This window comes from Tsukamurella sp. M9C (assembly GCF_020169415.1).
GTDB lineage: Bacteria > Actinomycetota > Actinomycetes > Mycobacteriales > Mycobacteriaceae > Tsukamurella.
Map to the genome: position 1 here is coordinate 50,858 of NZ_JAIULG010000021.1, position 18,088 is coordinate 68,945.

The 18,088-nt window shown below is 71.2% G+C and carries 20 protein-coding genes; 15 read left to right on the top strand and 5 right to left on the bottom strand.

Annotated features, from left to right (window positions below; genetic code table 11):
* Window positions 1-46: 46 nt before the first annotated feature.
* A complete protein-coding gene (locus tag LB823_RS12230; RefSeq protein ID WP_224647476.1) occupies window positions 47-835 on the top strand; it encodes an enoyl-CoA hydratase/isomerase family protein in 789 nt (262 codons plus the stop codon).
* A gap of 14 nt (window positions 836-849) precedes the next feature.
* Here the strand turns inward: LB823_RS12230 and LB823_RS12235 are convergent, their stop codons facing one another.
* Window positions 850-1,074, bottom strand: coding sequence for a hypothetical protein (locus LB823_RS12235; protein WP_224647478.1), 225 nt, complete (start codon window positions 1,072-1,074; stop codon window positions 850-852).
* Between the two features lie 153 nt (window positions 1,075-1,227).
* Here LB823_RS12235 and argC point away from each other — a divergent pair, with 153 nt between their 5' ends.
* The 8 genes from argC to argH are packed head-to-tail and all read left to right on the top strand — an operon-like array spanning window position 1,228 to window position 9,913.
* Entirely contained in the window at window positions 1,228-2,262 is a 1,035-nt protein-coding gene (gene argC, locus LB823_RS12240; RefSeq protein ID WP_224647480.1) for an N-acetyl-gamma-glutamyl-phosphate reductase, read from the top strand.
* Window positions 2,259-3,485, top strand: a complete 1,227-nt coding sequence (gene argJ, locus LB823_RS12245) for a bifunctional glutamate N-acetyltransferase/amino-acid acetyltransferase ArgJ (RefSeq protein ID WP_224647482.1) — start codon at window positions 2,259-2,261, stop codon at window positions 3,483-3,485. Before argC ends, argJ begins: the two co-directional genes overlap by 4 nt.
* Window positions 3,482-4,387, top strand: a complete 906-nt coding sequence (gene argB, locus LB823_RS12250) for an acetylglutamate kinase (protein WP_224647484.1) — start codon at window positions 3,482-3,484, stop codon at window positions 4,385-4,387. Before argJ ends, argB begins: the two co-directional genes overlap by 4 nt.
* A 5-nt stretch (window positions 4,388-4,392) precedes the next feature.
* Entirely contained in the window at window positions 4,393-5,574 is a 1,182-nt protein-coding gene (locus LB823_RS12255; RefSeq protein WP_224647486.1) for an acetylornithine transaminase, read from the top strand.
* Window positions 5,571-6,509 carry an ornithine carbamoyltransferase gene (gene argF / locus LB823_RS12260; RefSeq protein ID WP_224647488.1) on the top strand — a complete coding sequence of 313 codons (939 nt, stop codon included), beginning with the start codon at window positions 5,571-5,573 and terminating at the stop codon, window positions 6,507-6,509. The genes LB823_RS12255 and argF overlap by 4 nt, the downstream gene beginning before the upstream one ends.
* A gap of 13 nt (window positions 6,510-6,522) precedes the next feature.
* Entirely contained in the window at window positions 6,523-7,008 is a 486-nt protein-coding gene (locus tag LB823_RS12265; protein WP_068569991.1) for an arginine repressor, read from the top strand.
* Window positions 7,009-7,043: 35 nt separating this feature from the next.
* Complete coding sequence (gene argG / locus LB823_RS12270; protein ID WP_224647490.1) at window positions 7,044-8,465, top strand: argininosuccinate synthase; 1,422 nt, start codon at window positions 7,044-7,046, stop codon at window positions 8,463-8,465.
* Window positions 8,466-8,473: 8 nt separating this feature from the next.
* Window positions 8,474-9,913, top strand: a complete 1,440-nt coding sequence (gene argH / locus LB823_RS12275) for an argininosuccinate lyase (RefSeq protein WP_224647492.1) — start codon at window positions 8,474-8,476, stop codon at window positions 9,911-9,913.
* Between the two features lie 58 nt (window positions 9,914-9,971).
* Here argH and LB823_RS12280 read toward each other — a convergent pair whose 3' ends face one another.
* The 4 genes from LB823_RS12280 to LB823_RS12295 form a co-directional block, all read right to left on the bottom strand.
* On the bottom strand, window positions 9,972-10,580 hold the full coding sequence (locus LB823_RS12280; protein ID WP_224647494.1) for a TetR family transcriptional regulator: 609 nt from the start codon (window positions 10,578-10,580) through the stop codon (window positions 9,972-9,974).
* Window positions 10,577-11,335: an ABC transporter permease gene (locus LB823_RS12285; protein ID WP_224647496.1), complete on the bottom strand. Its 759-nt coding sequence runs from the start codon at window positions 11,333-11,335 to the stop codon at window positions 10,577-10,579. The genes LB823_RS12280 and LB823_RS12285 overlap by 4 nt, the downstream gene beginning before the upstream one ends.
* Complete coding sequence (locus tag LB823_RS12290; protein WP_224647498.1) at window positions 11,332-12,063, bottom strand: ABC transporter ATP-binding protein; 732 nt, start codon at window positions 12,061-12,063, stop codon at window positions 11,332-11,334. Before LB823_RS12290 ends, LB823_RS12285 begins: the two co-directional genes overlap by 4 nt.
* An 83-nt stretch (window positions 12,064-12,146) precedes the next feature.
* Window positions 12,147-12,935 carry an SDR family oxidoreductase gene (locus tag LB823_RS12295; RefSeq protein ID WP_224647499.1) on the bottom strand — a complete coding sequence of 263 codons (789 nt, stop codon included), beginning with the start codon at window positions 12,933-12,935 and terminating at the stop codon, window positions 12,147-12,149.
* Window positions 12,936-13,179: 244 nt separating this feature from the next.
* Between LB823_RS12295 and LB823_RS12300 the strand changes: the two genes are divergently transcribed.
* Genes LB823_RS12300 through tyrS form a run of 6 tightly spaced genes read left to right on the top strand, consistent with a single transcriptional unit; the run spans window position 13,180 to window position 17,312 of the window.
* On the top strand, window positions 13,180-13,542 hold the full coding sequence (locus LB823_RS12300) for a DsrE family protein (RefSeq protein WP_224647512.1): 363 nt from the start codon (window positions 13,180-13,182) through the stop codon (window positions 13,540-13,542).
* 53 nt (window positions 13,543-13,595) lie between these two features.
* A complete protein-coding gene (locus LB823_RS12305) occupies window positions 13,596-14,087 on the top strand; it encodes a DUF4334 domain-containing protein (protein WP_224647501.1) in 492 nt (163 codons plus the stop codon).
* Window positions 14,084-15,157 carry an NAD(P)-dependent alcohol dehydrogenase gene (locus LB823_RS12310; protein WP_224647502.1) on the top strand — a complete coding sequence of 358 codons (1,074 nt, stop codon included), beginning with the start codon at window positions 14,084-14,086 and terminating at the stop codon, window positions 15,155-15,157. Before LB823_RS12305 ends, LB823_RS12310 begins: the two co-directional genes overlap by 4 nt.
* Before the next feature lie 9 nt (window positions 15,158-15,166).
* A complete protein-coding gene (locus LB823_RS12315) occupies window positions 15,167-15,373 on the top strand; it encodes a Trm112 family protein (RefSeq protein ID WP_102102028.1) in 207 nt (68 codons plus the stop codon).
* 10 nt (window positions 15,374-15,383) lie between these two features.
* Window positions 15,384-15,965 (top strand): DNA-3-methyladenine glycosylase, encoded by a 582-nt coding sequence (locus LB823_RS12320; protein WP_224647504.1) that lies wholly within the window; start codon window positions 15,384-15,386, stop codon window positions 15,963-15,965.
* A gap of 51 nt (window positions 15,966-16,016) precedes the next feature.
* Window positions 16,017-17,312, top strand: coding sequence for a tyrosine--tRNA ligase (gene tyrS / locus LB823_RS12325; protein ID WP_374201314.1), 1,296 nt, complete (start codon window positions 16,017-16,019; stop codon window positions 17,310-17,312).
* Window positions 17,313-18,088 lie beyond the last annotated feature (776 nt).

Sequence of the window (18,088 nt, forward strand, 5' to 3'; positions counted from 1 at the left end):
GTGAGAATCTGGGCGCGAACGGTTCTCACGGCGGAAGAAGGATCCAGTGGCGGATGACATCGGCAGCGGCGCGGCGGCGGACGACGCGGGACTGGGCTTCGGCGTCGACGAGCGGGGCGTCGCCACGATCACTCTGCAGCGGCCGAACGCCGCGAACGCGCTGCACCAGCCCCTGGCCGACGCGCTCGTCGGGATCGTGGAGTCCATCGCCGCGAGCGACGACGTGCGTGTCGTCGTGCTGCGCGCCGAGGGGCGGTTCTTCTGCGCTGGCGGCGACGTCAAGGCGATGGTCGTGGCCGACGATCGCGGCGCGATGCTCGACCGACTCGCGGGCACGATCCATCACGCGCTCGATGGCCTGAACGGTCTCGCGGTGCCGGTGGTCGCGGCGATCCAGGGCCCCGTCGCCGGCGGCGGCCTCGGCCTCGTGCTCGCGGCCGACGTCGCGATCGCGACCGAGTCCGCGCACTTCTCCACCGCATACGCGGGCGTCGGCCTGAGCCCGGACTGCGGCGTCTCGGCACTCCTGCCGAAGGCCGTCGGGATGCGGCGCGCGCTGCGGATGCTCCTGCACGGCGAGCGGATCGATGCGCCGACCGCCGCCGCGTGGGACCTGATCGATCGGGCCGTCCCCGGCGAGGAGCTGGAGGCCGAGGTCGCCGACGCCGTCGAACGACTGCTCGCGGGCCCGCACCCCGCGCTCGGCGAGGCGCGGCGGCTCGTGCGCGCGTCGTACGCCCGCACCTACGGCGAGCAGCTCGACGACGAGCGGCGGACCATCGCGCGCATGGGCGGGACCGACGCCGCCGCGGCGCGGCTCGCGCGCTTCGCCTGACCTGGTGGGGCGTGTCAGCCCAGGTGGAAGGCCTGCGTGATGTGGTTGCCGCGCCGGTGATCGCCCACCAGGCTGGGGCGGCCGCGGCCCATCTTCACCAGCATGGCGCGGTTCTCCACCCGCGGCGCGAAGCCGTCGAGGACGCGGTTGACGGTGCCCCGCACGCCGCGGTCGCGGCGAGGCAGCGACAGCGGCTGCGTCAGGGCGTCGGGGTTCGAGGTCGGAAGTTCGTTGCGCATATGAGGTCTTTCGGGTGCCGGGATCGGTTCGTTACTGCTACCCAGGGTGCCCACGGCTCCTGATGAGCGGCTGGGCGGAACCTGTGGGTGTTCGTGGCGCGGATTTCCCGGGCACCGTGTGAATAGGCTTGCATGATGGTGCATAATCATCGCATGACTGTTTCCGTGGCGATCGCGGGCGCCAGTGGCTACGCCGGGGGCGAGATCCTCCGGCTGCTGCTCGGCCACCCGCAGTACCTCTCCGGCGAGCTGACGATCGGCGCGCTCACCGCCGGCGGCAACGCCGGCAGCACGCTCTTCGAGCACCACCCCCACCTGCTGCCGCTGGCGGACCGGGTCCTGCAGGAGACCACCCCGGACACGCTGCGCGGCCACGATGTCGTCTTCCTCGGCCTGCCGCACGGCAAGTCCGCCGAGATCGCCGAAGCGCTGCCCCCGTCGACCCTCATCATCGACTGCGGCGCCGACTACCGGCTCAAGGACGCCGCCGAGTGGGAGCACTACTACGGCAGCGCCCACGCCGGCACCTGGCCCTACGGCCTGCCGGAGCTCCCGGGCAACCGCGACGTGCTCGCCGGCGCGTCCCGGATCGCCGTCCCGGGCTGCTACCCGACGGTGTCGACCCTCGCCTTCCTGCCCGCCGTCGCGGCCGGCATCGTCGCGCCCGAGGTCACCGTCGTCGCCGTGAGCGGTACGTCCGGCGCCGGGAAGTCCCTTCGGACCGACCTGCTCGCCTCCGAGGCCATCGGCTCCGCGCGGGCCTACGGCGTGACCACCCACCGGCACACCCCGGAGATCACCCAGAACCTCTCGGCGGCCGCGAATTCGCCGGTGACGGTGTCGTTCACGCCGATCCTCGTGCCCATGGCCCGGGGCATCCTCGCCACCGTCTCCGCCCCGACGACGGTGACCGCTGCGCAGGCCCGGGAGGTCTATGCGCAGGCGTACGCCGACGAGCCCTTCGTGCACCTGCTCCCCGAAGGCCTGCAGCCGCAGACCAAGTCGGTGGTCGGCAGCAACGCCGTGCAGGTGCAGGTGGCCGTCGACGAGCGCGCCGGGCGCCTCATCGCCACCGCGGCGATCGACAACCTGACCAAGGGGACCGGCGGCGCCGCCGTCCAGTCCATGAACCTCGCGCTCGGCTTCCCCGAGACCGCCGGCCTGTCCACCGTAGGAGTCGCACCGTGAGCGAAGCGAACACGTCCAACACAGCGAGCTTCAAACTCGTTCGGAACCAGGGCGTCACGGCGCCGCTGGGCTTCAAGGCCGCGGGTATCGCGGCGGGGATCAAGGCCTCCGGCAAGCCGGATCTGGCCCTGGTCTTCAACGAGGGACCGCACTACGCGGCGGCGGCCGTGTTCACCCGCAACAAGGTTAGGGCCGCGCCGGTGCTCTGGAGCGAGCAGGTGATCAAGGACGGACACCTGCGCGCGGTGATCCTCAACTCGGGCGGCGCCAACGCCTGCACCGGCCCCGGCGGCTTCCGGGACACCCACGCCACGGCCGAGAAGGTCGCGGAGACGCTGAGCCACTGGGGGACCGAGACCGGTGCCGGTGAGGTCGCCGTGTGCTCGACCGGCCTCATCGGCGACCGCCTGCCGATGGACAAGCTGCTCGCCGGCGTCACCGAGATCGTGCACGAGATGGGCGGCGGCCTCACCGGCGGCACCGACGCCGCGCACGCCATCATGACCACCGACACCGTGCCCAAGGAGACCGCCCTGCACCACTCCGGCGGCTGGAACGTGGGCGGCATGGCCAAGGGCGCCGGCATGATGGCACCCTCGCTCGCGACGATGCTCGTCGTGCTCACCACGGACGTGCACGCCACCCCGGAGCAGCTCGACGAGGCCCTGCGGTACGCCACGAGCTACACCTTCGACCGGCTCGACGTCGACGGCTCCACCTCGACCAACGACACCGTGCTCCTGCTCAGCAGCGGCGCGAGCGAGAAGACCTGCACGCAGGAGGAACTCAACGCCGCCGTGCGCGAGGTCTGCGACGACCTCGCCGCCCAGCTGCAGGGCGACGCCGAGGGCGTCACCAAGCGGATCCTCATCACCGTGACCGGCGCCGCCTCGGAGGAGGAGGCGCTCATCGGCGCCCGCGCCATCGCCCGCGACAGCCTGGTCAAGACCGCGCTGTTCGGCAGCGACCCCAACTGGGGCCGCGTCATGGCCGCGATCGGCATCGCGCCCATCGAGCTGGTGCACGACAAACTGACGGTCTCGTTCAACGGGCAGCCCATCGCCGAGAACGGCTGCGGCGTACCGGGTGCGCGCGACGTGGACCTCTCCGGGCCGGAGATCGACGTCACCGTCGACCTGGGCCTCGGGCGGGGCACCGCGACGATCCGCACCACGGACCTCTCGCACGCCTACGTCGAAGAGAACTCGGCGTACTCCTCATGAGCGCACCCGATCTCACGCCGCTCGACAAGGCGGGCGTGCTCGCCGAGGCGCTGCCCTGGCTGCTGGACTTCCACGGCAAGACCGTGGTGGTGAAGTACGGCGGCAACGCCATGATCGACGACGAGCTCAAGCGCTCCTTCGCGCAGGACATGGTCTTCCTGCGGACGTGTGGCCTGCACCCCGTCGTGGTGCACGGCGGCGGCCCGCAGATCAACGCCATGCTCAAGCGGCTCGGCATGGAGGGCGAGTTCCGCGGCGGCTTCCGGGTGACCACGCCCGAGGTGATGGACGTCGTGCGGATGGTGCTCTTCGGTCAGGTCGGGCGCGAGTTGGTCGGCCTGATCAACTCGTACGGGCCCTTCGCCGTCGGCATGTCCGGCGAGGACGCGCACCTGTTCACCGCGACGCGGCGGCAGGTCGTGGTCGACGGTGCGCCGACCGACATCGGGCTCGTCGGCGACGTGACCGCGGTGAACCCGGAGGCGGTCAACGATCTCATCGCCGCCGGCCGCATTCCCGTGATCTCGACGATCGCGCCGGACGCGGACGGGGTGGTGCACAACATCAACGCCGACACCGCGGCCGCGGCGCTGGCCGAGGCCCTCGGCGCCGAGAAGCTGGTGGTGCTCACGGATGTCGAGGGCCTGTACACGAATTGGCCCGACCGCTCGTCCCTGACCTCGGAGATCGACACCGACGCGCTGACCGCGCTATTGCCCAGCCTCGACTCCGGCATGGTCCCCAAGATGGAGGCGTGCCTGCGAGCCGTGCACGGGGGCGTCCCCACCGCGCACGTCATCGACGGGCGGGTGCCGCACTCCGTGCTTCTCGAGCTGTTCACGAGCAAGGGCATCGGAACGATGGTGACCCCGCCGAAACCTCCTTCAGAGACCTGGATTTGACACACATGAGCAACGAAGCAATGCAGTCGCGGTGGAACGCCGCGGTGATGGACACCTACGGAACCCCGCCCATCGCGCTGGTGTCCGGCCGCGGCGCGACCGTGACCGACGCCGACGGCAAGGAGTACGTCGACCTGCTCGGCGGCATCGCCGTCAACGCCCTCGGCCACGCCCACCCGAAGATCGTCGAGGCCGTGACGCAGCAGGTCTCGACGCTGGGGCACGTCTCCAACCTGTACATCAGCGAGCCCGTCGTGCGCCTCGCCGAGCGGCTCACCGAGGCCGTCGGCGTGCCCGGCACCCGGGTCTTCTTCAGCAACTCGGGCGCCGAGGCCAACGAGGCCGCCATCAAGATCGGCCGGCGCACCGGCCGCACCGCGATGGTCGCCGCCGAGGGCGCCTTCCACGGCCGCACCATGGGCTCGCTGGCGCTGACCGGCCAGCCCGCCAAGCGGGAGCCCTTCGCGCCGCTCATCGAGTCGGTCACCCACGTGCCGTACGGCGACGCGGCCTCCCTGCGCGCCGCCGCCGAGGGTGCGGCAGCGATCTTCCTCGAGCCGATCATGGGGGAGGGCGGCGTCGTCGTCGCGCCCGCGGGCTACCTCGCGGAGGCCCGCGCCGCCGCGACCGAGGCCGGCGCTCTCCTCGTCTTCGACGAGGTGCAGACCGGGATCGCCCGCACCGGAACGCTCTTCGCCTACCAGCGGGCCGGCGTGACCCCGGACGTCTTCACCCTCGCCAAGGGGCTCGGCGGCGGCCTGCCCATCGGCGCGACGGTGGCCGTCGGCGCCGCCGGAGAGCTGCTGACCCCGGGCCAGCACGGCACCACCTTCGGCGGCAACCCCGTCGCCGCGGCCGCCGCGAACGCCGTCCTCGACGTGATCGAGGCCGAGGGCCTCGCCGAGCGCGCCGACGCGCTCGGCAAGCACATCGCGGCCACCGTCGAGGGGTACGGCCACCCGCTCGTCACCGGCGTCCGCGGCTCCGGCCTGCTCCTCGGGATCACTCTCGCGCAGCCGGTCGCCAAGGCGATCGAGACCGGCGCCCGCGACGCCGGATTCCTGCTCAACGCCGCCCAGCCCGACGTGGTCCGCCTGGCCCCGCCCCTCGTCCTCACCGACGAGCAGGCCGACCGCTTCCTCACCGCGCTTCCCGCCCTGCTCGATTCAGCCCAGGAGACCCCATGACCCGCCACTTCCTCCGCGACGACGACCTCAGCCCGGCCGAGCAGCGCGAAGTCCTCGCGCTCGCCGCGGAGCTGAAGGCGGCGCCGTTCTCGCGGCGCCCGCTCGAGGGGCCGAAGGGCGTGGCGGTGCTGTTCGACAAGAACTCCACGCGCACCCGGTTCAGCTTCGACGTCGGCATCGCGCAGCTCGGCGGGCACGCCGTCGTCGTGGACACCAAGTCGACCCAGATGGGCCGCGACGAGTCGCTCGCCGACACGGCCCGTGTGCTGTCGCGGTTCGTGGACGCCATCGTCTGGCGGACGTATTCGCAGGAGGGCCTCGAGGAGCTGGCGCGCTACTCGACGGTGCCCGTCGTCAACGCCCTCTCCGACGACTTCCACCCCTGCCAGATCCTCGCGGACCTGCAGACCATCGCCGAGCGCAAGGGCGCCGAGGGCACCGGCTCCGTCGCCGGCCTCAAGCTCACCTACCTCGGCGACGGCGCGAACAACATGGCGCACAGCTACATGCTCGGCTGCGTGACCGCCGGGATCGATGTGACCATCAGCGCACCGTCGGGCTTCCAGCCGGACGAGAAGTTCGTGGAGGCGGCCCGGGCCCGGGGCAAGGAGACCGGCGCCGAGGTCAGCGTCATCTCCGATCCCGTCCTCGCGGTGGCGGGCGTCGACGTGGTGGTCACCGACACCTGGGTGTCGATGGGCCAGGAGGACGACGGCGTGGACCGCAACGCGCCGTTCCGCCCGTACCAGATCAACGCGGAGCTGCTCGCCCACGCCGACCCCGACGCGATCGTGCTGCACTGCCTGCCAGCGCACCGCGGCGACGAGATCACCGACGAGGTGATCGACGGGCCGCAGTCCGCCGTGTTCGACGAGGCCGAGAACCGCCTGCACGCCCAGAAGGCGCTGCTCACCTGGCTGCTGGAGCGCTCGTGACCGGGGGCACGCGATGACCGACCAGCCGCTCGCCACCCGCGCCGGGCGGCAGGCGGCCATCGTCGAGATCCTGGCGAACCATCAGGTGCGCAGCCAGGCCGAGCTGCAGGCGCTGCTCGTGCGCGGCGGCTACGAGGCCACGCAGGCCACCATCTCGCGCGACCTCGACGAGCTGGGGGCGGTGAAGCTGCGCGGCGCCGACGGCGGCACCGGCGTGTACGTGGTGCCGGAGGACGGCTCGCCCGTGCGCGGCGTCTCCGGCGGCACCGAGCGGCTCTCCCGCCTGCTGGGCGAGTTGCTCGTCTCCACCGACCACAGCGGCAACATCTGCGTCCTGCGCACCCCGCCGGGCGCGGCGAACTTCCTCGCCAGCGCCCTCGACCGCTCGTCGCTGCCCGAGGTGGTCGGCACCGTCGCCGGTGACGACACCGTCCTCGTCGTCGCGCGCGAGCCCCTGACCGGCAAGGACCTCGCCGAGCGCCTCGTGGCGCTCGCCTGAATCCGCACACTCACCACCAGATAGGCTTATCGACCATGTCCAAGGTCCTCTCCACCCTGCCCATCGGCGAGCGCGTCGGCATCGCCTTCTCCGGCGGCCTCGACACCTCCGTGGCCGTCGCCTGGATGCGCGACAAGGGCGCCGTGCCCTGCACCTACACCGCCAACATCGGCCAGCCCGATGAGCCCGACATCGACGCGGTGCCGGACCGCGCCAAGGAGTACGGCGCCGAGATCGCGCGCCTCGTCGACGTGCAGCCGCTGCTGGTGCAGGAGGGCATCGCCGCCCTGCAGACCGGCGCCTTCCACATCCGCTCGGGCGGCAAGACCTACTTCAACACCACCCCGATCGGCCGCGTCGTGACCGGCACCATGCTGGTGCGGGCCATGAAGGAGGACGGCGTCGACATCTGGGGCGACGGCTCCACCTACAAGGGCAACGACATCGAGCGGTTCTACCGCTACGGCCTCATGGCCAACCCGGCGCTGCGCATCTACAAGCCGTGGCTGGACTCGCAGTTCGTCACCGAGCTCGGCGGCCGCAAGGAGATGAGCGAGTGGCTCGTCGCGCACGGCTTCCCGTACCGCGACTCCACCGAGAAGGCCTACTCCACCGACGCCAACATCTGGGGCGCCACGCACGAGGCCAAGGACCTGGAGTACCTCAACACCGGCGTCGTCATCGTCGACCCGATCATGGGCGTCGCCCCGTGGGACGAGTCCGTCGAGATCACGACCGAGGACGTCACCGTCACCTTCGAGGCCGGCGTCCCGGTCGCGATCAACGGCGTCGAGTACTCCGACCCGGTCGAGCTGGTCCGCGAGGCCAACCGCATCGGCGGCCGCCACGGCCTGGGCATCTCCGACCAGATCGAGAACCGCATCATCGAGGCCAAGTCGCGCGGCATCTACGAGGCGCCCGGCATGGCGCTGCTGCACGCCACCTACGAGCGCCTGGTGAACGCGATCCACAACGAGGACACCATCGCCACGTACCACAACGAGGGTCGCCGCCTGGGCCGCCTGATGTACGAGGGCCGCTGGCTGGACCCGCAGTCGCTCATGCAGCGCGAGGCCATCATCCGCTGGGTCGCGTCCGCCGTCACCGGCTCCGTCACGCTGCGCCTGCGCCGCGGCGACGACTACTCGATCATCGACACCACCGGCCCCAACCTCTCGTACCACCCCGAGAAGCTCTCGATGGAGCGCGTCGGCGACGCCGCCTTCGGGCCCGACGAGCGCATCGGCCAGCTCACCATGCGCAACCTCGACATCGCGGACTCGCGGTCGCGGCTCGAGCAGTACGCGGTCCAGGGCATCGTCGCGGGCGAGACCGCCGCGCTGGTCGGCGAGCTCGAGCAGGGCGGCGCCGACGCCATCGTCGCGGGCGGCGAGAAGACCCCGTCCGCCCTCGACGAGGTCGGCAACCACGCCGCGTTCGACCTCGGCACCGACTAGGAGATCCGTTGAGCGAGAACGCCGAGAAGCACGGCACCAACGAGGGCAGCCTCTGGGGCGGTCGGTTCGCGTCCGGCCCGGCCGAGGCGATGGCCGCGCTGAGCAAGTCCACGCACTTCGACTGGGCGCTGGCCCCGTACGACGTGCGCGCGTCGAAGGCGCACGCCCGCGTTCTCAACCGCGCCGGCCTGCTGTCCGACGCGGACCTCGAGGCGATGCTCGCGGCGCTCACCCGCCTCGGCGACGACGTGGCCTCGGGCGCCTTCCAGCCGGCCGAGTCCGACGAGGACGTGCACGGCGCGCTGGAACGCGGGCTCATCGAGCGGGCGGGCCCCGAGGTCGGCGGCCGCCTGCGGGCGGGCCGGTCGCGGAACGACCAGGTGGCCACGCTGTTCCGGATGTGGCTGCGCGACGCGGTGCGCCTCGTCGCTGTCGGCGTGCTCGACGTGGTGGACGCCTTCGTCGCGCAGGCGCAGGCGAACCCCGACGTGATCCTGCCGGGAAAGACGCATCTGCAGGCGGCGCAGCCGATCCTGCTCTCGCACCACCTGCTGGCGTACACGCACCCGCTGCTGCGGGACGTGCAGCGGCTGCAGGACCTGGACAAGCGGATCGCGATCTCGCCGTACGGTTCCGGCGCGCTGGCGGGATCGTCGCTGGGGCTCGACCCCGACGCGATCGCGGCCGATCTCGGTTTCGACTCCGCGGCGGACAACAGCCTCGACGCCACGGCGTCGCGCGACTTCGCGGCCGAGGCCGCGTACGTCTTCGCGCAGATCGCCGTCGACCTCTCGCGCTGGTCGGAGGACGTGATCCTGTGGAGCACGGCCGAGTTCGGCTACGTGACCCTCGCCGACGCGTGGTCCACGGGCAGCTCGATCATGCCGCAGAAGAAGAACCCCGACGTCGCGGAGCTCTCCCGCGGCAAGGCCGGCCGGCTCATCGGCAACCTGTCGGGCCTGCTGGCGACGCTCAAGGCGCAGCCGCTCGCGTACAACCGCGACCTGCAGGAGGACAAGGAGCCGGTCTTCGACTCGGTCGAGCAGCTGCGGCTGCTGCTGCCGGCCGTTGCCGGGCTCACCGCCACCCTGACCTTCCACCCGGAGCGCATGGGCGCGCTGGCCCCGGCCGGCTTCACTCTCGCGACCGACGTGGCCGAGTGGATGGTGCGGCAGGGCGTGCCCTTCCGCGTCGCGCACGAGGCGGCCGGCGAGTGCGTCCGCGCCGCGGAGACCCGCGGCGTCGGCCTCGACGGCCTCACCGATGAGGAGTTCGCCGCGATCCACCCGGCGCTCACCCCGCAGGTCCGCGAGGTGCTGACGGTGCGTGGCTCCGTCTCCTCCCGCGACGCCCGCGGCGGCACGGCCCCGTCGGCCGTGGCGAGGCAACTCGAGGCAGTGACCGCACCCCTGCCCGCCCTCCGCACCTGGGCCACCACCACAGCCTGACCCGATTGAACGACGTTCTGGAGAGTCTGAACTGCGGTCTTACTCTCCAGAACGTCGTTCAATTGCGGGGTAGGGGGCCCGTGATGACCTGCTGGAGCGGGGGAGCGGCGAGGACGACGAGCTCGTCGACGGTGAGCGAGGCCAGGGGCTCGAAGCCGACGACGTAGCGCGCGACGAGCAGCCCGAAGACCTGGCCCACCATGAGATTCGCGCGGAGCACCCCGTCGCCCGGGCCCGCGTCCATGCGGTCGATCAGCTCGCCCAGCGCGATCTCCAGCAGGAAGCCGCGGACGATCGCGGGGTCGCCGTCGTTGCCGAGGTTGGTGCGGATCACCGCGACGCCCACATCGCGCAGCGGCCCGTCCCACATCGTCAGGAGCGCGCGGAGCAGGGCGCGCGCGGCGTCGTCGAGAGGGGCGTCCCGGAGCGGCGCCCGCACGAACTCCGGGTCGACGGGGATCGCCAGCGCGGCGAGGTAGAGCTGCTGCTTGGTGCCGAAGTAGTGGTGCACCAGCGCCGAATCGACGCCCGCTGCCTCCGCGATCGAGCGCACCGTCGTGCCGGCCAGGCCGCCGCGGGCGAACGCGGCCCGCGCCGCGCCGAGGATTTCGGCCCGGGTATCGGGGCTGCCGCTGCGCCGGCCCGACCTGCGGCCCGGACCGCTCACGCGACCTTCCGCGGAAGGGTGGCGGCCGCGAGCGCGAGCGCCGCGATCGCGAAGCCCGCGACCACCGCGAGCGAGGTCCACATCGTCGTCGTCGCGGAACCGTGGGCCCCCACCTCCTGCAGCGCCTTCACCGCGTAGGTCATCGGCAGCACGTCGGCGATGCCCTGCAGCCAGCCCGGCATCGCGTCGTGCGGAACGAGTAGGCCGCACAGGAAGATCTGCGGCACCACGACGACCGGCATGAACTGCACCGCCTGGAACTCCGTGCGGGCGAAGGCGCTGAACAGCAGGCCCAGCGCCACACCCAGCCAGGCGTCGACGACGGCGATGAGCACCACGAGCCAGACGCTGCCGGCTGTCTCCATACCGAGCAGGTACGCCGCCACCGTGGTCGCGACCGCCGCCTGGGCCGTGGCCGCGACGGAGAACGCCACTGCGTAGCCGAGCAGCAGGTCGGCCTTGGCCAGCGGCGTGGTGAGCAGTCGCTCGAGCGTGCCCGAGACCCGTTCGCGCTGCATCGCGATCGAGGTCACGATGAACATCAGCGCGAACGGCAGCACGCCCAGCAGGACGAGCGCGATCCGGCTGAAGAGTGTGGTGCCGCCGGGGGAGTCGCGGTAGAGGAAGTACATCAGCGTCAGCAGCGCCGTCGGCACCACCACGATCATGGCGATGGTCCGCGGGTCGGCGCGGAGCTGACGCAGCACGCGGAGCGTGGTCGCGCGGGTGATGCTCGGGTTCAGGACGGTGCTCATGCCGTCGCCTCCTGTTCGCGGACGAGCGCGAGGAAGGCGTCGTCCAGGCCGGCCGCTCCGGTGCGGGTCAGCAGTTCCGATGGTGCGAGGGCGGCGACGAGGCGGCCCTCGCGCAGCAGCAGGAGGCGGGCGCAGTGCGCCGCCTCGTCCATGACGTGGCTCGAGACGAGCAGCGTGGTCCCGGCGGCCGCCATCGCGGCGAACCGGTCCCACAGTTCGGCGCGCAGTAGCGGGTCGAGGCCGACCGTGGGCTCGTCGAGGATGAGCAGCTCGGGGTGGGCCACGAGCGCGCACGCGATACTGACGCGCGAGCGCTGGCCGCCGGAGAGCGCGTCGGCGCGGCGGTCGGCGAAGGCGCCCAGTCCGACGGCGTCGATCGCCTCCGCGACGTCGGCCTTCGCGGTCGAGCGGCGCGCCGGGTACAGCGCGCCGAAGTACTCGACGTTCTGCGCCACGGTGAGGTCGCCGTACACGGCGGGGGACTGCGTGGTGTACCCGACCCGGGCGCGCAGGTCGGGGCTGCCCGCGGGGCGGCCCAACACCGTCGCGCTGCCATCGGTGATCCGCTGCGCGCCGACGATCACCCGCATCAGGGTCGTCTTGCCGGAGCCCGACGGGCCGAGCAGTCCGGTGATGGCGCCCGCGGGGATCGCGGCGTCGAGGTGATCGAGCACGGTGGTGTTCGAGCGGACGACGGTGAGCTCGGATAGGACGATCGCGCTGGTCATGGCGCCTCCAAAGAATTCACTCGACGATGAATTCATCGTCGAGTGAATTGTGCACCCGGCGGAACCGGGTCGTCAAGAGGCGGTCAGTCGCGCTGCCGCCGGTCACCGAGGCGCCGCATCGCGCTCAGCACGGGCAGCCCTATGGACGGCGCCAGATCGGAGGACCGCGCGAGGGCGCCGCGCCACCGCGGCACGACGCGGAAGATCTGGCGCGACTGCAGGAGCCGCAGCCCGGCGGCCGCGACGTCGTCCGCGTCGAGGGGTTTCGGTCCGGCGAAGAGCAGGGCGGCGCCGGCGTCCTTCTCGCGGTCGGTGACCATCGTCGTGCGGACCACGTCCGGGCACAGGGCGCGGGCGCGGATCGGGAGGCCGGCGTGGTCGAGGTCGCCCTGGAGCGAAGTCGTGTAGGAAAGGACGGCGGCCTTGGTCGCGGCGTAGAGCGCGAGCCCGGGGACGGGGGAGAGTGCGGAGATCGAGGCGACGTTGAGGATCGCGCCGCCGCGGGCGCCCATGGCGTTGACGGCCGCCGCGGAGCCGCCGATCGGGCCGCGCAGATTCACGTCGAGGATCGCCCGCACCTGATCGTCGTCGTGGTCCCAGCTGTCGCCCGCGATGAGGATGCCTGCGTTGTTCACCCACACGGCGAGTCGGCCGAGCTCCTGCGCACGCTCAGCGACGTCGCGGTGGGAGGCGAGGTCCCGCACGTCCTGGGCGAGACCGACGGCGTCCCGCCCGACCTCCGCGGCGGCACGCGCCGCGGCCGGGCCGTCGACGTCCGTGAGGATCACGCGATGGCCCCGATCCGCGAGCCGGTGGGCGAACCGGAGGCCGATACCGCGGCCGGCTCCGGTGACTACTGCGATGGATGTCATGTCGACGAACCTATGCCCTGGGGTGGGACGGGGCGTCGTCCTCGGGCGACGGGATCTCTCGGCGATCCTGCGCTCCGCGGCCATCCGCCCGCTCGCCCGGTGCTGGGTGCGCACACGCACCCGTTCCCGGGTGGGGCTGTGCGGCTACGCGCGGGCACCCAACTTCGCGCTGACGTCTTCCGGGTTCGCTTGCGCCGGAGCAGCATCGAAGGTGCATCTGCACGACGACGCGAAGGAGGTCGACATGAGCGGCAAGGCGGTGGTCTCGCTGACCACGGGACTCGAGGACACGGAGAAGGTGACGGTGGCGCTTCTCGTCGCCGTCGGCGCGGCGGAGTCGGGCCGGCCCACGCTGATGTTCCTCACCAAGGAGGCGGTGCGCCTCGCGACGGCCGGCGTCGCCACCGGCATCGCGTGCACGGGGTGCCCGCCGATCCCCGACCTGATCGCGCGGTACACGGCGGCCGGAGGAACGTTCCTCGTGTGCCCGATCTGCGTCGACGCGAAGGGGCTGCGGGAGCAACCGCTCATCGGCGGCGCCTCCCTGGGCGGGACCGTGCCCATGTGGGAGTGGATCGGCGACGGGGCGACGGCGTTCAGTTACTGAAACGTGTTCCCGTTTCCGGTCGACCTGCGGAGAACATCGGATAACATCACGGCATGACCGCAGAGCGCACCGTCCGCGGGCTCATCGATGAGCCGCGCCACTCCGAACCCGCCGAACTCGCGGGGCTGTTCGCGCAGCTCGAGCCCGTCTCGATCGAGTTCCTGCTCGGGGACTGGCACGGCGGCGAGCTGCCGTCGGGCCACCCGATGGACGGCGCTCTCGGCAAGGCGCGCTGGTACGGCAAGACCTTCGTCTCGGCGAACGACGTGCAGCCGTTGGTCTGCCTGGACGAGCAGGGCGAGAAGTTCTCCAACGTCGCCCTCGGCAAGGGGGAGGCGACGCTGCGCCTCGTCGACTTCGACGGGACCGTGACCGCGTCGATGGTCTACGACGGGCAGCCGGTGATCGATCACTTCGCCAAGGTCGACGACGACACCGTCATGGGCGTCATGACCGGGAAGAAGCTGGTCGCCCCGTACTTCTATTTCTACCTCGAGCGCGACTCACGCCCTGCGGCGTCCGGCGGCTGCCTGGCGGACCGGTGACAGGCACCGTCGCGCGGGTCGTCGCCGCGCCGGGCGAGGCACCGTCGCCCCTCGAGATCCAGATCCCCGCGCCCACCGGCAACCAGGTCCTGGTGCGGATCCACGCGGTCGGGGTGTGCCACACCGACCTGACCCTGGCCGCACAGTGGCCGGAACAGGGCCTGCCGGTGATCCTGGGCCACGAGGGCGCGGGCGTCGTGGAGGCGCTCGGCCCCGATGCGCGCGGCCTGGCCGTGGGGGACCGGGTCTCGCTCACCTTCGACAGCTGCGGCACCTGCGAGTTCTGCGCGGCGGGCACGCCCGGCTACTGCGAGCAGGCGATCACGCGCAACTATCTGGGACTCCCGGGGATCCGCTCGGGGGAGACGGCCGTGACCGGCGGCTTCTTCGGTCAGTCGAGCTTCGCCGGCTTCGCGCTCGCGACCGATCGGAACACGGTCCCCATCGGCGATCTGCCCTTCGAGCTCGCGGCGCCGCTCGGCTGCAGCGTCCAGACCGGCGTCGGCACCGTGACCCGCGCGCTGAAGGTGGAACCGGGGCAGTCCGTGGTGGTCTTCGGGACCGGCGCGGTGGGTCTCGCCGCGATCATGGGGGCGAAGCTCGCCGGCGCCACCACGATCGTCGCGGTCGACCCGCGCGAGGACCGCCGCGCGCTCGCCCTCGACCTGGGCGCGACGCACGCCGTCGAGGCCGGGGCGCAGGCCGCGCAGCAGGTCATCGAGGCGACGGGCGGCGGCGCGCACGCCGCCGTCGACACCACGGCCCGCGCGGACGTCCTGAGCCAGGCGATCCTGGCGCTCCGACCGCGCGGCACCCTCGCGGTGGTCGGGCTCGGCGCCCCGTCGGCAGACCTGCCCGTCATGCTCATCATGGCCCGCGGCCTGCGCATGATCGGCGTGATCGAGGGCGATTCGGAGCCGTCCGAATTCCTGCCCGAGCTCGCCGTGGCCGCGGCCGAGGGGCGACTGCCCGTGGAGCGGCTGGTGACCACGTTCGCCGACTTCGACGAGGCCTGGGCCGCGGCCCGCGAGGGCACCGCGGTCAAGCCGGTGTGGCTCCCCGCTGGGTAGCATGGCGGCATGGCCATCGACGCGACGCTGCTGAAGATCCTCGCCTGCCCGCAGGACAAGGGGCCGCTGCTGTACGTGCCGGACGAGCTGTTCTACAACCCGCGCCTGCGCCGCGCCTACCCGATCGAGGACGGGCTGCCCGTGCTGCTGATCGGCGAGGCCCGCGACGTCGACGACGCCGAGCACGAGTCGATCCTGGCCCGCGCCGCCCAGTGACCCGGTTCGGGTGACCGGGTCCCTGCGGGACCGGCTCGCGGTCCATCCGCTCTCGGCGGCCCGTGTCGTCCTCGGCTCCGTCCTCGTCGTCGACGGGGTCCGGGCCCGGATCGTCGAGGTGGAGGCCTACGGCTCACCCGAGAACGGCCCCTGGCCCGACCCCGCCGCGCACACTTATCCCGGTCCGACGCCGCGCAACGACGTGATGTTCGGGCCGGCGGGCCACCTGTACGTCTACCTGTCGTACGGCATCCATCAGTGCGTGAACATCACCGCCGGCCCGGACGGTGTCGGCTCCGGGGTGCTGCTCCGCGCGGCCGCCATCGAGAGTGGTCTGGACCGAGTGCGCGAGCGCCGCGCCGTGCGCGACCCCGACACGCGGCTCGCCGCCGGCCCGGGACGTCTCGGCCAGGCGCTGGGGATCACCGTGGCCGACAAGGGGATCGACGTGCTCGATCCGTCATCGGCGGTCCGGCTCGAGATCGCCGCCCGACGGGGCCCGGTCGCCGCCGGTCCGCGGATCGGGATCAGCAAGGCGGTCGAGAAGCGCTGGCGCCTGTGGCTGGAGGGGCATCCGTCGGTGAGCCGCTGAGCCGGCCGGCACGACCAGCATCCGTCCCACCCCAGGGCGGGGACCTCGGCGATGGGGCCGTTCGTTCACAATGGACGGGTGAGCACTGACATCCTCGAGGAACTGTCCTGGCGCGGCCTGATCGCGCAGTCCACCGATCTCGACGCGCTGCGCGAGCGCCTCGCCGCGGGGCAGATCACCCTCTACGCCGGGTTCGACCCCACCGCCTCGTCGCTGCACGCGGGTCACCTCGTCCAGCTGCTCACCCTGCGTCGCTTCCAGGAGGCGGGGCACCGCCCGATCGTCCTGGGCGGCGGCGCGACGGGCCAGGTCGGCGACCCCCGGGACGTCGGCGAGCGCGTCATGAACTCCGTCGACACCGTCGCCGAGTGGGCCGCGAAGATCGACACCCAGCTCCAGCGCTTCGTCGCCTTCGACGGCGAGAACGCGGCGATCCTGGTCAACAACCTGGACTGGCACGGGCAGATGAACGTGCCCACCTTCCTGCGCGACGTGGGCAAGCACTTCTCCATCAACGTGATGCTCGCGCGCGAGACGGTCAAGCGCCGGCTCGAGTCGGACGGGATCAGCTACACCGAGTTCAGCTACATGCTGCTCCAGGCGTACGACTACGTGGAACTCGCGCGCCGCTACGACGCCGCGCTGCAGATCGGCGGGTCCGATCAGTGGGGCAACATCGTGGCCGGCGTGGACCTGAACCGGAAGATCGACGGGCGGCACGTGCACGCCCTGACCACGCAGCTGGTGACGTCGTCGGACGGCAAGAAGTTCGGCAAGTCCACGGGCGGCGGCTCCCTGTGGCTCGACCCGGAGCAGACCAGCCCCTACGCCTGGTACCAGTACTTCGTGAACACGGCCGACGCCGACGTGGTCAGCTACCTGCGCTGGTTCACCTTCCTCACACAGGAGGAGATCGCCGAGCTGGAGCGCGAGACGGCCGAGGCCCCGCAGAAGCGCACCGCCCAGAAGAGGCTGGCCGCCGAGATGACCACGCTGGTCCACGGCGAGGAGCACACCCGCGCCGCGGAGCTGGCCGCGCAGGCGCTGTTCGGTCGCGGCGAGCTGGCGGATCTTCCCGAGGGCACCCTCGCGGCGGCGCTCGAGGAGGCGTCCGTCGTCGAGGTGGCGGCGGGGGAGCCGCGGACGATCGTCGACCTGCTCACCGCGTCGGGTCTGTGCGAGTCGAAGGGCGCCGCACGTCGGGCGGTGAAGGAGGGCGGTGCCTACGCCAACAACGTGAAGGTCGAGACCGAGGAGTGGGAGCCGGCCGCCGGCGACCTGCTCCATGGGCGGTGGCTGGTCCTCCGCCGCGGCAAGAAGACCTTCGCGGGCGCTCGTTTCGCCTGAAACTGCTGGTCATGACCACTGAGGCCGTCCCGCCATCGAGCGCGGGGCGGCCTTTGTGCTGCAGGTCACAAACGTGTGATTCGACGGTCCGCCGCGAGCCGCAAGTCTCTGACCAGGTCAGATGAACAACGCGTTACGCGTTGACCTGGGGATTTGTGCTTCCGTTCCACGGTGCGTAACTTATTCGAAGTCAGAGCGACACCGACAAGGACGGGGCCGAAAAGCCCAGGTCAAGCGGTAGAAACGCTGACACCTTGAAAACATGGAGCCGAGCCCGGTTTGACACCGAGATCGACTCCGACATAAGCTGGAACGGTTGCTCCGAGCAGCCAACCACAACGGAGAGACTGACTCTCGAACGTGTTACACGGTCGAGGGCGTCGAAACGTGCGGTTGAGCGGTTCGAAGCAGTTCCGAGAGTGACTCGCGAGAGCGAGTTGCACACGGAAATCCGCTCTGCTAAGCTTGAACGGTTGCTTCGAGCGGGTCGCCTTGACAGGCGGGACGCAAGAACGTAACCTGGAACGGTTGCCTGCGAAGGTTTCCACTCCACCGTTAAGACCTCGTTGTGCGGGGTTGTGGTGAAGTGAGCCGCGTTTGGCGTGTTCTTTGAGAACTCAACAGTGTGTCGATGAAATTGTCAGTGCCAAAATTTTTTGGCACGCATGGACAATCAAATTATTTGGTTGTTTGTGTTGTGGCTTTTCTCGTTTATTTCTTTGCGAGATGTATTTCTGGAATCATTGATTTTTGTCAGTGGTTTCGTTTTTTGTTCA

What these genes read in the sequence shown, in the direction of transcription:
- LB823_RS12295 (WP_224647499.1), bottom strand. Translation starts at nt 12,935, where the DNA reads ATGACATCCATCGCAGTAGTCACCGGAGCCGGCCGCGGTATCGGCCTC.
- LB823_RS12255 (WP_224647486.1), top strand. Translation starts at nt 4,393, where the DNA reads ATGAGCAACGAAGCAATGCAGTCGCGGTGGAACGCCGCGGTGATGGAC.
- LB823_RS12305 (WP_224647501.1), top strand. Translation starts at nt 13,596, where the DNA reads ATGACCGCAGAGCGCACCGTCCGCGGGCTCATCGATGAGCCGCGCCAC.
- argB (WP_224647484.1), top strand. Translation starts at nt 3,482, where the DNA reads ATGAGCGCACCCGATCTCACGCCGCTCGACAAGGCGGGCGTGCTCGCC.
- LB823_RS12265 (WP_068569991.1), top strand. Translation starts at nt 6,523, where the DNA reads ATGACCGACCAGCCGCTCGCCACCCGCGCCGGGCGGCAGGCGGCCATC.
- LB823_RS12290 (WP_224647498.1), bottom strand. Translation starts at nt 12,063, where the DNA reads ATGACCAGCGCGATCGTCCTATCCGAGCTCACCGTCGTCCGCTCGAAC.
- argF (WP_224647488.1), top strand. Translation starts at nt 5,571, where the DNA reads ATGACCCGCCACTTCCTCCGCGACGACGACCTCAGCCCGGCCGAGCAG.
- LB823_RS12315 (WP_102102028.1), top strand. Translation starts at nt 15,167, where the DNA reads ATGGCCATCGACGCGACGCTGCTGAAGATCCTCGCCTGCCCGCAGGAC.
- argC (WP_224647480.1), top strand. Translation starts at nt 1,228, where the DNA reads ATGACTGTTTCCGTGGCGATCGCGGGCGCCAGTGGCTACGCCGGGGGC.
- argG (WP_224647490.1), top strand. Translation starts at nt 7,044, where the DNA reads ATGTCCAAGGTCCTCTCCACCCTGCCCATCGGCGAGCGCGTCGGCATC.
- tyrS (WP_374201314.1), top strand. Translation starts at nt 16,017, where the DNA reads ATGGGGCCGTTCGTTCACAATGGACGGGTGAGCACTGACATCCTCGAG.
- LB823_RS12300 (WP_224647512.1), top strand. Translation starts at nt 13,180, where the DNA reads ATGAGCGGCAAGGCGGTGGTCTCGCTGACCACGGGACTCGAGGACACG.
- LB823_RS12235 (WP_224647478.1), bottom strand. Translation starts at nt 1,074, where the DNA reads ATGCGCAACGAACTTCCGACCTCGAACCCCGACGCCCTGACGCAGCCG.
- LB823_RS12285 (WP_224647496.1), bottom strand. Translation starts at nt 11,335, where the DNA reads ATGAGCACCGTCCTGAACCCGAGCATCACCCGCGCGACCACGCTCCGC.